The 14,049-nt window shown below is 49.9% G+C and carries 10 protein-coding genes and 1 other annotated feature; of the genes, 1 reads left to right on the forward strand and 9 read right to left on the reverse strand.

Going from position 1 to position 14,049, the window contains the following annotated elements; all coding sequences use genetic code 11:
- Positions 1–3: 3 nt before the first annotated feature.
- From B5F87_RS06320 to B5F87_RS06335, 3 genes are all read right to left on the reverse strand, one after another.
- Complete coding sequence (locus tag B5F87_RS06320) at positions 4–3,486, reverse strand: DNA polymerase III subunit alpha (RefSeq protein ID WP_087278422.1); 3,483 nt, start codon at positions 3,484–3,486, stop codon at positions 4–6.
- A gap of 206 nt (positions 3,487–3,692) precedes the next feature.
- Entirely contained in the window at positions 3,693–3,950 is a 258-nt protein-coding gene (locus tag B5F87_RS06330) for a hypothetical protein (RefSeq protein ID WP_087278428.1), read from the reverse strand.
- An 88-nt stretch (positions 3,951–4,038) separates the two neighbouring features.
- Entirely contained in the window at positions 4,039–4,764 is a 726-nt protein-coding gene (locus B5F87_RS06335; protein WP_087278431.1) for an N-acetylmannosamine-6-phosphate 2-epimerase, read from the reverse strand.
- 97 nt (positions 4,765–4,861) lie between these two features.
- Here B5F87_RS06335 and B5F87_RS06340 point away from each other — a divergent pair, with 97 nt between their 5' ends.
- Complete coding sequence (locus B5F87_RS06340; protein WP_087278434.1) at positions 4,862–5,611, forward strand: DeoR/GlpR family DNA-binding transcription regulator; 750 nt, start codon at positions 4,862–4,864, stop codon at positions 5,609–5,611.
- 28 nt (positions 5,612–5,639) lie between these two features.
- On the opposite strand, the gene B5F87_RS06345 is transcribed toward B5F87_RS06340, so the two are convergent.
- The 6 genes from B5F87_RS06345 to B5F87_RS06375 form a co-directional block, all read right to left on the reverse strand.
- On the reverse strand, positions 5,640–6,458 hold the full coding sequence (locus B5F87_RS06345) for a Cof-type HAD-IIB family hydrolase (RefSeq protein ID WP_087278437.1): 819 nt from the start codon (positions 6,456–6,458) through the stop codon (positions 5,640–5,642).
- Positions 6,459–6,672: 214 nt separating this feature from the next.
- Positions 6,673–7,665 carry a type II CAAX endopeptidase family protein gene (locus B5F87_RS06355; protein WP_087278444.1) on the reverse strand — a complete coding sequence of 331 codons (993 nt, stop codon included), beginning with the start codon at positions 7,663–7,665 and terminating at the stop codon, positions 6,673–6,675.
- A gap of 80 nt (positions 7,666–7,745) precedes the next feature.
- Positions 7,746–9,068 carry a sensor histidine kinase gene (locus tag B5F87_RS06360; RefSeq protein ID WP_087278446.1) on the reverse strand — a complete coding sequence of 441 codons (1,323 nt, stop codon included), beginning with the start codon at positions 9,066–9,068 and terminating at the stop codon, positions 7,746–7,748.
- 1 nt (position 9,069) lies between these two features.
- Positions 9,070–9,777 carry a LytTR family DNA-binding domain-containing protein gene (locus B5F87_RS06365; protein ID WP_087278449.1) on the reverse strand — a complete coding sequence of 236 codons (708 nt, stop codon included), beginning with the start codon at positions 9,775–9,777 and terminating at the stop codon, positions 9,070–9,072.
- 83 nt (positions 9,778–9,860) lie between these two features.
- Positions 9,861–11,654: a threonine--tRNA ligase gene (gene thrS, locus B5F87_RS06370; protein ID WP_087278610.1), complete on the reverse strand. Its 1,794-nt coding sequence runs from the start codon at positions 11,652–11,654 to the stop codon at positions 9,861–9,863.
- A gap of 176 nt (positions 11,655–11,830) precedes the next feature.
- Positions 11,831–12,054 (reverse strand) — a binding site (T-box leader).
- Positions 12,055–12,210: 156 nt separating this feature from the next.
- Positions 12,211–13,947 carry a S8 family peptidase gene (locus B5F87_RS06375; RefSeq protein WP_087278452.1) on the reverse strand — a complete coding sequence of 579 codons (1,737 nt, stop codon included), beginning with the start codon at positions 13,945–13,947 and terminating at the stop codon, positions 12,211–12,213.
- Positions 13,948–14,049 lie beyond the last annotated feature (102 nt).

Below are 14,049 nucleotides of genomic sequence, written 5' to 3' on the forward strand. Positions count from 1 at the left end.
ATATTATCGCTTTTTCTGGAATTTTTCAATACTCTTCTCAACAAGCTTTATATTTTTTTCACCAAACAGATTCTGAAGCTCTTCAAGAACCGGCGCTTCACCGGAAATGTTTTCATAGGACGGCAGGCGTTTTACCGCCTTTTCCTCCCGGGAATAAATGATGATCTCCCGGTCTCCCGGCGCCCGCCGTATGATATTATACAGCATGTCCCGTTTTTCCTGAAAACATCCGATATTCTCCACCTGAATCCAGATTTCCGTTGGAACAGCATCCATGGAGATGACCGTTTCCGCCACCAGCTTTCCGTTTTCCTCGGAAACAGAGGCTCTTCCCCGCACGTACACGCCAGTGTCCATGACCAGCAGATCTCTGTATTTTTGATAATCTCTCGGAAAAAGAATCACTTCCACCGTTCCATATAAGTCTTCCAGAGTTACAAACGCCATATTCTGATTAGTTTTGGTAAGTTTTACCGTTACATTTGAAATCAAACCGCCCACAATATAATTGCGCCCGTCTTTGACCACCGCCAGGCCGCTTTCCTCATCCGGCTCAAAATCCGTGGATTTCGCAGTGATCTGCTTCTCCATGGACGCCATATAATCCTGCAGCGGATGGCCGCTCACGTAAATCCCCAGCACTTCTTTCTCAAAGGCAAGCTTCTGGGCCATCTCAAACTCACCCACATCCGGATATTGAATTTCATATTCCTTTTTTTCTTCTTCGGAAAAGAAATCAAACAGCGACATCTGACCGGTAACATTTTCTTTCTTTTCTCTGGTGACCTCATCGAGAACGTAAGCGTACACCATCATAAGCTGCCGTCTGGTGGCCCCCAGACTGTCCAGCGCGCCCGACTTGATCAGGTTTTCAATGGTACGTTTATTGATTTCCTTCGAAGTCAGCCGTTCCATGAAATCCTTGAGATTCTTGTATCTGCCATGAGCCTCCCGCTCCTCGATCATTACGTCGATAACATTTTTACCGAGACTCTTGATGGCGCTCAGTCCATAGCGGATAGCATCGCCGGAAACAGAGAATCCGCTCTCTCCCTCATTGATATCCGGCTGCAGAATCCGGATGCCCATGCTCCGGCAGGTGTTAATATATTCCGTGATCTTCTTAGGATTGGTAATCACTGAAGTCAGCAGCGCCGCCATAAATTCCATCGGATAGTGGCAGCGGAGCCATGCGGTCTGGTAAGCGACCACCGCATAGGCGGCGGCGTGGGACTTATTAAATGCATATTTGGCAAAGTCGATCATCTCGTCAAAGACATGGTTTGCCACATCCTCCGGGATGCCCCGCCTGATACAGCCTTCCACGCCTTCTTCCTCATTGCCGTAGACGAAGTTTGCCCGCTCCTTCGCCATGACATCGGCCTTTTTCTTGGACATGGCACGGCGCACCAGGTCGCTTCGCCCCAGGGTATAACCGGCCAGCTTCATAACAATCTGCATGACCTGTTCCTGATAGACGATACATCCGTAGGTCGGCTCCAGAATCTCTTCCAGTTCCGGACAGCTGTAGCGGATGCTGTCTCTGTTATTCTTTCCTTTGATATATTTCGGAATAAAATCCATCGGGCCCGGACGGTACAGAGAGATTCCGGCGATAATATCCTCCAGATTGCCCGGCTTTAACTCCCGCATGAAGGACTTCATACCGGCGCTCTCCAGCTGGAACACGCCGTCGGTCTTCGCCTGACCGATCATCTCATAGACCTCCGGATCATCATAGTCGATGGCATTGATATCCAGCGGCTGTCCGGTCTTTTTCTCCACCATGCGGACGGCGTCCTGAATGACCGTCAGCGTCCTCAGCCCCAGGAAATCCATCTTTAAAAGTCCCAGCTCCTCGATGGTCGTCATGGTAAACTGGGTGGTGATGACATTATCCGCGCCCCGGGAGAGCGGAACGAACTCATCAAGGGGTTCCGAGCCGATCACCACGCCTGCCGCATGGATGGACGTATGCCGCGGCAGTCCTTCCAGCCGCATGGACATATCGATAAGATTCTTTGTGACCTCGTCCGCTTCATAGGCCTGACGCAGCTCCGGATTATGATTCAGCGCCTTTTCAATGGTGATGCCCAGCTCCATTGGAATCATTTTCGCCACCTTATCCACCTGAGCATACGGGATATTCATTACCCGTCCCACATCCCGCACCGCCATGCGGGCGGCCATGGTACCGAAAGTGATGATCTGAACTACTTTATCCTTGCCGTACTTCTCATACACATAGTCGATGACCTCCTGCCGTCTCTCATAGCAGAAGTCAATATCAATATCCGGCATAGATACACGCTCCGGATTCAGGAAACGTTCAAAAATCAGCTGATATCGGATCGGATCAATGTCCGTGATCTTCAGGCAATAAGAAACGATACTTCCCGCGGCGGAACCCCGGCCCGGTCCCACGGCAATACCCTGGCTTTTGGCAAAGCGGATAAAATCCCATACAATAAGGAAGTAATCCACATAGCCCATGTTCCGGATGGTATCAAGCTCGTAGGCAAGTCTCTCCTTCAGATCCTCCGGCGGCGGGTCTCCGTAACGCTTCACGAGCCCTTCCTCGCACAGTTCTTTCAGATAAGAAAATGCATCGTATCCTTCCGGCACATCAAACTTCGGCACCTTCTGCTCACCGAAAACGATCTCCACGTTGCAGCGTTCCGCGATCTTGTGAGTGTTCTCCAGCGCTTCCCTGGCATAAGGAAAAACCTTTTGCATTTCTTCTTCTGATTTCAGGAAGAACTGCCCTCCCTCGTAGCGCATCCGGTCCTCATCGGTGACCAGCTTGCCGGTCTGGATGCAGAGAAGAAGATCGTGCGGCACCGCATCCTCTTCCTTAATATAATGCACATCGTTAGTCACCACCAGCGGAATGTCCAGCTCCTTGGACATTCGCATGATCACTGAATTCACCTGGGTCTGCTGACGCAGCCCGTGATCCTGCAGCTCCAGAAAGAAATTGCCCGGACCGAACAGCTCATTCATTCTTCTCGCCGCAGCCCTGGCGCCCTCGTAATCCTCTTTTAATATCTTGTTTGGAATCTCTCCCGCCAGGCAGGCGCTCAGCGCTATGATTCCCTCATGATACCGTTCCAGTATCTCATAATCCACCCGCGGCTTATAATAATAACCTTCCGTAAATCCCCGGGTCACGATCTTCATGAGATTCTTGTAGCCCTGATTATTCTCCGCCAGCAGGACAAGGTGGTAATATCTGTCCTCCCCACGGCTCTGCTCCCTGTCAAACCGGGAACCCGGAGCCACATAGATCTCGCAGCCGAGAATCGGCTTCACTCCCACTTCTTTTGCTTTTTTATAAAAATCTATTACACCGTACATGACCCCGTGATCCGTGATGGCCAGACTGTCCATGCCCAGCTCCCTGGCCCGGGGCAGCAGCTCGCTGATCTTGCTGGATCCGTCCAGCAGACTGTACTCCGTATGCACGTGCAGATGCGTAAACGCCAAATGGCTTCACCTCCTGTGTTATGTGTATCTTCCTGTGGTTTCTTTTGTACATTTGCAAAATGCCGGCCGCTCGCCGCGGCAAATCCCGCTATTGAAAAAGAATCCGCCCTGAACTTCACAATTCAGAACGGATATCTCCTCAGGCTCATTCCAATAATCCGGCGCAAAATAATCACCAGACAGAAACTTCTCCCGCACGGTAAAGACTATTCTGACAATGACGGCTGAAGAATACCATAGCTGTCTGTCGCAATCAGATTATAAAAGGCGCTGGTATTCTCTTCCGGCGCCGGATTGAACTTCTGATAAAAAGAAAAGCCAACACCGCCGATTATGCAGACCAGACACAAGTACCCAATCCATTTGAGCACTCTGCTTTTTCTTTTTTCTTTTGCAAGAATCTTTTTGCGGTTCTTCTTATATTCTTTCTGCTTATCAACCTTTGCCTGACTCATCTGCCTCATCTCGCTTTCTGCTTATTATCTCTGATTATTATACCGAATTATCCGTCTATGAGCAAGAATTATGTGGATTGTTCACAAATTCCTCTGGTCAGGCGTCTCCAGGATAACGCCCCAGCAGATCCACAAAACGTTTTGCTGTCAGATGCGGTCTCGTGATGGCGCTTCCTACCACCACCGCGTGGGCGCCCAGATAGATACATTTCATGGCGTCCTCCGGCGTGTTCAGATGGCCTTCCATCATCATATGGACGTCCTCTCCGAGATCCCGGCACATCCGGGCGAACTCCCGGTAATCCGGACACGGACGGTCCGCCGTATACTCCGTATAACCGCACAGAGTCGGCGCCACGATATCCGCTCCCAGCTCTGCGGCCCGCTTCGCCTCCTCATAATTGGACACGTCTGCAAATGTAATGGCCTCCGGTATGGCTTCCTTCACCTTCGGCAGCAGCTCCCATGCTTTGGTTCCCTCCAGCGTCATCCTGTCGGTACAGTCCATAGCAATGATCTCCGCCCCCGCTTCCCAGACTGCTTTCGCCGCCTCCAGAGTCGGCGTGATATAGACATCGGTATTTTCTCTCCATATTTTATACAGGCCGATGACCGGCAGATGCACCGCCTCCTTGATCTGACGTATCTGCTCCGGCGTGTTGGCGCGGATGCCCACAGCTCCCGCCCAGCTGGCCGCCTCCGCCATCTTAACTACCATATTATCCGTATATATCGGGTCTTCCGGCTGCACCTGGCAGGATACTACCAGACCGCCCCGCAAAGACTCCAGAATCTCTTTTTTTCTCGTGTCTGTTGTTTTCATAAGGTTCTCCTTCCGTAGATAAAAAATAAAATAAATATCTCTTTTCCTTTTTGATTCGATATGCTATACTTCTGTTAGAAAGAAAGAGGTGTTTCAAATGACAGAACGACAGTCCAAACTCATAAAACTGGTAAATATTTATCATAAGATCGAAGTCAGCCGCCTGGCTGAGCTGCTTGACGTATCTCAGGTCACCATCCGCAAGGACCTCGACCATCTGGAAGAGGAAGGACTGCTGGCCCGCGAACATGGTTACGCCCTCATTAAAAATGCCAATGATATCAACACCCGCCTGACCATCAACTACGATACGAAACTGAAGATTGCCACCAAAGCGGCAGAAATGGTTTCAAACGGAGAGACTGTCATGCTGGAATCCGGTTCCACCTGCGCGCTGCTGGCAGAGCAGCTGGCGAAGCTGAAAAAGGATATTACCATTGTTACCAATTCCGCTTTTATCGCCATCAGGATCCGGGAACTGCCAATCCGCAAAGTTATCCTCCTGGGCGGTGAATATCAGAAAGAATATCAGGGAATGGTAGGACCGCTCGTGCGCAAATGCGCCAAAGAGTTTTTTGTTGATAAGTTTTTCGTCGGTACGGACGGATTCATTCCAAACGCCGGCTTTACCTGCGACGACCTTATGCGGGTGGAAACCATGAAATATATGGCAAATTCCGCCAACCGGACCATCATTCTTGCCGATTCCAGCAAGTTTTCCCAGAAGGGCGTTGTCATTCAGTCCACCTTTTCCGATATAGACACCCTCTGCACCGACTCCGGCATCTCCCCGGAGATCACCGATATCCTGACACGGAATAACATTCATGTTGAGATAGCAGAATAATGTTCTGTCATTTTATCTGAATTATGAATTACTGCATCTGCGGCGGTTCCACGGAAGACGGAATCTGCCGCAGTATTTTCATTACGCCGTCCTCATCGTTAGACGCCGTGACATGCTTTGCGATTCCCTTCAGTTTCGGGTGAGCATTCTCCATGGCATAACTCTCTCCACAGCTTAAAAGCAGATCATAATCGTTCAGATAATCGCCAAAGGCCATGGACTCTTCTCTGCTCACACCAAGGCTCTGCTGAATCGCTTCCATGGCGGAACCTTTGCTGACAGACTTGTTGGCCACATCAATCCAGCTGTCGCCGGAAAGCACCGGCGCAATGGTCTCCGGAATACCCGACAGGCTGTCATACACTTCTTCGGCCCTGTACTCTTCTATAAAAATCGCAATCTTCGCGATGATATCTTTTCCGATGCAGTTCTCCAGATTCTCCACAAACTCCAGACTATGATAATACATATGTCCGTTGGACTCCACCAGCTCAGACGCGTGCTTCATATAAGCAGCCCGTGCGCCGCAGAGAATCAGATGCAGCCCCGGCATCGCACCAAAGTACTCAATACACCAGCGTATGTCCTCATCGGACATGGCGTTGCTGTAGATCATCTCTCCCTGCTTAAACACAAAGCTCCCGTTATCAGCCACATACATCAGGCACTCGCTCAGAGACGGAAACATATCGCTGAGCGTCGCATACTGTCTGCCGCTGGCCAGCACAGTCTGAATCTCCGGGTGTGCCAGCACCCAACTCTCAAAATCCTCCGGCGCATTCTTCTCGCTGTCCAGAAGAGTTCCGTCCATATCCACTGCCACCAGCTTTACATTTTTATTTATCATTTCTGTTCTCCTCTTTTATCTTTTCTGTTATGCTTTTCATCTTTTTTACAAAAATCCCTCCATGCACCGCATCGAAACCGGGATCCGGAAAATATTTTCCATACAAAGAAGAAGCGGGCAAAAACCCGCTTCCCATTATATAAATATTTGTGGCTGATGGCAACAAAATATTAATCTTCCCTTCAGAAAACTTTCTTTTGCTTTCCCGGCGCACTCAGGAGATTTTCTCCATACCGCCCATCATGTTCAGCACTTCCATGCAGATGAACAACAGCATCCATACCGCCGTAAAAGCGTACACATAGTATTTCCGCTGTGTATTATTTCTTTTGAAATATGACACTATCTCTTTTCTGTGACGGAACGCCACTACGCATCCCGCTGCGGCTAAACCGCCTACTACAATAATATATACCAGATTCTGACCGCCTACAGGCAATCTCTCGATCAGTTTGGTCAATACATCTCCAAACAGCAGATTGTTCAGCACATGAAGAAGGATGGAGAAATAGATGGAATATTCCATCGCTGCATAACCGAACACCAGCCCCACCATAAATGCAAAGATACTCTGCAGCGGATTTCCATGCATCAGCCCGAATACTGCCGCTGATACAAGAATGGCAAATGTTTTTCCATATTTCTGGAGACTTTTCATGAGAAAGCCTCTATAGATGATTTCTTCAATGACCGGACCGAAAATACCGGCATATAAGAACATGGAAAGCGTTTTGCTGGTTCCTGTGGCAGCTTCAATGGAACTCATAAAGCTGTATCCCAGCTGATTGGCCGCCGCCTCGGCTCCCGCTGCTATCGCGGAAAACAAAATCTGGGCCAGCATCATAAGGCAGATGCATCCGGCAAACATTCCTGCCGATGGTCTTTTTCCCAGCGCCAGCATCGGCTCAAGCAGGCTGTCTTTCCGATAATACACCAGAAGGAATGCTGTTCCTATGAGTACCGCCACAATACTGGAGCTGCCATTACTGATCAGTTTACCCAACAGAGCGTCAATAGCAGCATTTTGCTCCGGACCTCCCGGATGCTCCAGCATTACGCCCACTGTTTTTATAACCATATCCGCTACCACAACTAACAAAATAATGATGTTATAAAATAAAATGCCGCGCATCACATGGTTGATATGTTTTTTTACGCTTCTTTTTTCTGATATATTATTTATATTTGTACTATTGATATCTTTCATATACTACCTCCAACTTTTATTTCTGTCTGCAGTATATGACAGTTTCCCTGCTCACAGGTAAAAAATGTTGTGAACGCAGCCTATTTTGTTGTAAACAACACCGCTTCCAGACAGTAAACGCCTTCTTTGATTTCTCTTCTAATATGCCCCATGTATTTTTCCGCCGTTCTTTCCATATTCATAACTCCAAAACCATGCCAGCCGCCATCGGCTTTTCCGGTAGTCCCCGTCGGCTGTATAACCACTTTGCTTTCCACCGGATTTTCAAACTGAAACAGCCACATATTCCCCTGCCCGCTCATCTTTATCTGAATCCATTTTTCCGGCAGCTGCGCTCCTTCCAGATATTCCAGAGCATTATCCAGAGCGTTGGAAAAAATCGTGCAGATATCAAGCATATCGATACCGCAGTCCTGCGGCAGTCTTCCTTCCACCTCTACTACTGTTCCCTGCTCCTTTGCTCTTCTGTTTTTCTCATTTACAATCGCATCGGCAATATCATTGCCGCACTGAATTCCCACTTCGCTGCGCGCCACCTCTTCGCCCAGCTGCGCCAGGTAAGCACGAATTTCAGCATTTTTTTCTTCTTCAGCCAGCACAGAGAGTACCGCATAATGGTTTTTCATATCATGGCGAATCCGTCTCACTTCCTGCTGCGCCTGCCGGTACGCCTTAAAATGCTCAAGCTCCGTCTTCAGATATCTTTCTCTGAGCTCAGACTCCCTCTGATAGTATTCTTTCCTGCTGCCCTGCATGACGAAAGCGATCATCACCACCGCCAAAAGGGCGATGCTGATGCTTCCTGTCATCAAAAACAAAATGCGCCAGCCGCTGTCAATCTCATATCCCTGTACATTTTCCATGATACCGATCATGATCACCGCCATGACAAAGATAAAAATCCCTCCCAGATTCAGCAGCCAGCGTTCGCCGCGGCTCAGACTGCGGTATCCCTGCTCACCTTTTATCCGTCTGCGGAATCGTCCGCCTTTTCTCCAGAATACCAGTAAAACCAGACAGAACACCGCGTCCATGGCATATGTAAATCCCTCACTGCTTTTTGCTCCGGTAAACACGACATAGAACGCTGTGCTGGCTGCCACCATCATAAACAGATATCCGGATATAGGCAAAAACAGAAACATTCCCCGAATCCGCTTTTTCTTCCGTGTCAACAATACATACAGACAGAAAAACACTACGGGGCACAGGAAATCCGCCCACTCCGGCCTGTCCGGAATCAGCTTCAGCCCGAGAATTACCGCCAGATAGCTTCCGGAAAACAGATATAAGCTCCGCTTCCCGGAAAACCCCGGTTCCATATAAATGTAATGATAAAACAAAATCATGCAGAGCAGCATGATGCTCTCGCTAAGTATGTCATAAATATCCATCGCAACCATGTCATTTCTCCCGCAGATACCGTGTCATTTTTTCCCGGAACAACTCCCTGCGGCGGCCGCTGACCGGCAGCTGTCCGCCGTCCTCCATTATCAGTTTTTTCCCGTCAAAAGAGCGGATATGTGACAGATTCACAATATAACTCCGGTGAATCTGAAAAAACAAATCTTCCGGCAAAGAAGTATACAGTTCTTTCAGTTTGCCCCGCATGAGAAATGTCTGTTCTGTCGTCACGATATTCAGATATACATTTTCACTCTTCACATAAAAAATATCCCGACAATCCACATAGATTTCCCGTTCTCCGGTCACAACCCTCAGTTTATGCTGTTCCTGTTTCCCTGCAGTCCGCTCCACCGCCCGGAGAGCCTCCACAAGTTTCTCCTGCCGGAGAGGCTTCGCCAGGAAACGAAATGCCTGTACCTCATACCCTTCCATGGCCAGTTCTGTATGACTGGTCAGCAGGAGAACCGGAATTCCGGGATACTTTTTCCGCAGCTGACGGGCCGTTTCCAGTCCGTCCATCCCCTGCATCTCAATGTCCAGAAATACACAGAAAATACCTTCCGGCTCTCTGTCCGCCATTTTCAGCAGCTCCTCGCCGGAGGAGACAGAAAGAATCAGTACGTCAAGGCTGCTGTAATAATCTTTCAGGCGCTGCTTCAAGTCATCACGAATGTGCATTTCATCATCACAGATAATGATTTTCATTTCCTCTCCTCCTGTTTTTCTCCTCTGCCGCTGCTATGCAGCCCTGGCAAATGTATCTTCCAGGCCCGGCGGGTATCCGCTTACTATTCCGCCGGGTGAGACGCCGGGTGAGAAAGCCCTTCTGCTTCCAACGCTGCGCAAAACTCATCCAGACTCATCATACCCAGATCTTGTTTGTCGTTTTCGGCGTCACGTTTTCTGACGGAAACCATTCCCTGCTCTTCTTCTTTACCGCCGACGATGAGCATGTAAGGAACCTTCGCCAGCCTTGCTTCCCGGATCTTGTATCCCAGCTTCTCATTGCGCCCGTCCAGTTCCACACGGATATTTTTCGCCTTCAGGGCTCTCTGCACCTCTCTGGCGTAATCCGCATGTTTATCGGATACCGGAAGAAGCTTAACCTGCACCGGAGACAGCCACAGCGGGAATTTACCGGCGTAATGTTCGATAAGGATTCCGATGAACCGCTCGATGGAACCGAAGACCACCCGGTGAATCATGATTGGGCGGTACTTCTGTCCGTCTGCCCCGATGTATTCCGCCTCAAACCGCTGCGGCAGCTGAAAGTCGAGCTGAATGGTTCCGCACTGCCATGTCCGTCCGATGGAATCTTTCAGATGGAAATCCAGCTTTGGTCCATAGAAGGCGCCGTCCCCCTCGTTGACCACATAGTCCATGCCCATATTTTCAATGGCCCGGCGCAGGGCGTCCGTTGCCATCTCCCAGTCCTTGTCGCTTCCCATACTGTCTTCCGGTCTTGTAGACAATTCTACATGATATTCAAAACCAAATCCAGTATAAACTTCGTCAATAAGCCGCACCACATTCTGGATTTCAGATAGCATCTGATCCGGCGTCATGAAAATATGCGCGTCATCCTGAGTAAAACATCTGGCCCGCATAAGTCCGTGGAGCTGTCCGGATTTCTCATGGCGATGCACTGTGCCCAGCTCGCCCAGACGCAGCGGCAGTTCCCGGTAAGAGTGCGGCTCCATCTTGTAGACAAGCATGCCTCCCGGGCAGTTCATCGGCTTCACCGCAAAGTCCACATCATCGATCTGCGTGGTGTACATATTTTCCCGGTAGTGTTCCCAGTGACCGGAAGTCTCCCAGAGACTCCTCTCCAGAATCATAGGCGTGGAGATTTCCTGATAGCCTTCCCGCTCATGGATATTTCTCCAGTAATCAATGAGCAGATTTTTGAGGATCATTCCTTTCGGCAGGAAGAACGGAAATCCCGGCCCCTTATCGGAAAAGAAGAACAGTCCCTGCTCTTTTCCCAGCTTCCGGTGATCTCTGCGCTTCGCTTCCTCCAGCATAAACAGGTACTCATCCAGCATGGACGCCTTCGGGAAAGAAATCCCGTAAATGCGGGTCAGCATCTTATTATGCTCATCGCCCCGCCAGTATGCACCCGCCAGAGACAGCAGCCGGAACGCCTTTACATTTCCTGTGTTTGTAATGTGCGGGCCGCTGCAGAACTCCTCGTACTCTCCCTGCTGATAAAATGTGATGGTCTCCCCGTCCGGCAGCTCCCGGATCATTTCCTCTTTGTAATCCTCCTGCTGCCGCGCCATATAGGCAAGAGCGTCCTCCTTACTCACCTCCCGCACGGAAAGCGAAAGATTCTCCTTCACAATGCGGCGCATCTCCTCTTCCACCGCCTTCAAATGCTCCTCCGCAAACGGGAAAGAAAACTCAAAATCATAATAAAATCCATTTTCAATGGCCGGCCCAATGGCGCACTTCGTATCCGGATACAGCCGTTTTACCGCCTGCGCCATGATGTGGGAGCTGGTGTGCCAGAACGCCTTCTTCACTTCTTCCTGCTCAAATTTGCCATCCATTACTTTTCCATCTCTCAGTAATACTTTCATTTTCTGCATCTCCTTTTGATATTTATTTTTTTCGATACAACAGAACTGATTTTCAATTTTGCCGAAATCCTCTGCGGAACGTTTTTCCGCCCGGAGAGCTTTTATATTATAGGAATTCCAGCGGAATTTCCCATAATATAAAAAAACACCCTCGCAAGACATATGTTCATATATCTTCCAAGGGTGCGTATCGCACGGTTCCACCTTCACTTTTCACTTCAGATTCCATCAAATCCTAACCTTTAACGCAGGTGTACGTCGGCGCTTACCAATGGCAATTCATCTTCGGCGCCGCGGCTGGGGAATGGTTTTCGTAAACGTTTCACATAAACGGCTTCCACCAAACGCCGTTCTCTCTGGATGCTTCCCGCAAACTACTTTTTTCCGTCATCGCTTTTTCTGTTGTTCTTTTGCCGTGATAATAGCACCGGAGGATGGGATTTGTCAATATGGAAATTGGATTTGCGAAGTTCCGGTTATGCCACGCAGGCTGTTGTTATGTCCAAGTGATGAAAAACAGATACTTTTACACCATACAGATAACGCTTTTCGCTACCTACCGCCTCATGGACAAAAAGGCGTCGTAAATATTCACCATCCCGTAGCCCCACTCCCGGTTCGGGTAGTCATAAGCGCCGGGACGGTCTGCTCCCTGGATGAGATAAAACCGCATATTCTGTCCGTTTAGAGACAAATCATTGCCCTGCACGATGGCCCACTCCTGCATGAGAGCGCCGATGCCTGCCCCGAAGGCAGCGGCAACGCTGCTCCCGCTGCGGCTGATCTCCCGGCGGCCGTCGCCGGAAGCGGCCGCCGGGGACGGTATATGCACATCTACTCCCGGAGCTGCCAGGTCGGGTTTCACCCGGCCGTCGCGGGTGTATCCCTGGCTGGCGCGGACATACAGGCTCTGCGATGCGGCGTCATAAGGCACATAGGTAATGCCGTAAATGGCGTCCCCCGGCGAGGTCAGTGTGTCCGTGGCCTCCGGACTCACGAAAAATGTATCTTCTTTCAGGAAGTTGGTGATGGGCATCCACAGGTTAAAGGTGCGGTTTCCCTGCCCTTCGGCATAAACCCGCAGCCGCCAGAGACCGGCGGCGGGACTCCGGAAGTTCATGCGGATCACCTGTTCGCCGCCCACTGTCTCTCCCACAAAGGAGCGGATCTGGAGTACGGTGTTTTCCGGAAAGAAACGGATGCTCCGGAATTCATTTAATTTGAGTTGAATCCGCTCCACAGTTTCTCCGCCCGGAGAGATCAGACCCACGGAAAACGTCACCGGCGCATCGCCCCACAGCTCCATGATGAACCCGTTCTCTCCTTCCGCCACGTTAAACTCCACCGTCTCATATTCCTCCCCTGCCGGTACATTTCCCCGAAAATGGTGCCCGCTGATACCTTCGTTTCCAGAGGCGATGTGGAAAGAAACGCCCGGCAGCAGAGAGTTCTGGGAGATATACCGTTCCAGACTGCCGTTCCCGCTGTGGCCGCCCAGATTAGTACCAATACCGATACAGATAGATACCGGCCGCTGCAGCGCCGTCGAGATACCCAGCACATACCGGATGGCGAGTATCACATCATCTTCCTGACACGCCCACACATCGTCCCGCACAGAATAAAAATCCAGAAGATATTTTTTCGGCCGTTTCAGTTTCACAACCACCAGCTCACTATCCGGAGCCGCTCCGGAGAAATCCGCTTCCTCATCTTCCCGGCCGGCTGCTATGCCCGCCAGAAATGTACCATGTCCGTTTTCGTCCCGCGGAAGCTCTCTTGGATTGTCGGTCAGCGCCCCATCGATTGCCTCCCGGCTCCATTCTCTTCCAAAAGAGTAGCCTTCCGGCCGCTGTCCTTCCTGATCTCCCTGATCCCAGTAAGCGGCAACTTTCGTGCTGCCGTCTTCATAGCGAAACATCCCGCTGGTCAGATCAATTCCCGTATCGATAATACCCACAAGCGTCCCGATTCCCCGCAGCCCAAGCTGAGGCGAACGCCGGACACGAATGACACCTGTCTCCTCCAGTTCCCTGGAAGTCATCAGTCCATACAGCCGAGGTACCTTATTATAATTGATATCCGGCCGCTCTCCGGTAAAAGCTCCCGGCTGATATATGTATACGATTGCCTGATTATTGCCTGCCGGCTCCAGACAGAGAGACGGATAATTTTCCAGAAAGGTTGCACCGTCCAGAAGATAGTCAATCAGATAATTCTGATAGCTTTCATCTATGGCCGCATCATTAAAGCAATGCATTTTGCCCGTCTGCTGATATTGCATATTTCCCATATATTCGTCCTCAACTCTCGTCAATTTTCCTATTTATATTATGCCCCGCAAAAAAAATTATGTTATTTTTTCCATCTTGATTTTTTTCTTCGAAGTGATAAC

The sequence above is a fragment of the Eubacterium sp. An3 genome (assembly GCF_002159465.1).
Lineage (GTDB): Bacteria > Bacillota > Clostridia > Lachnospirales > Lachnospiraceae > Anaerobutyricum > Anaerobutyricum stercoris.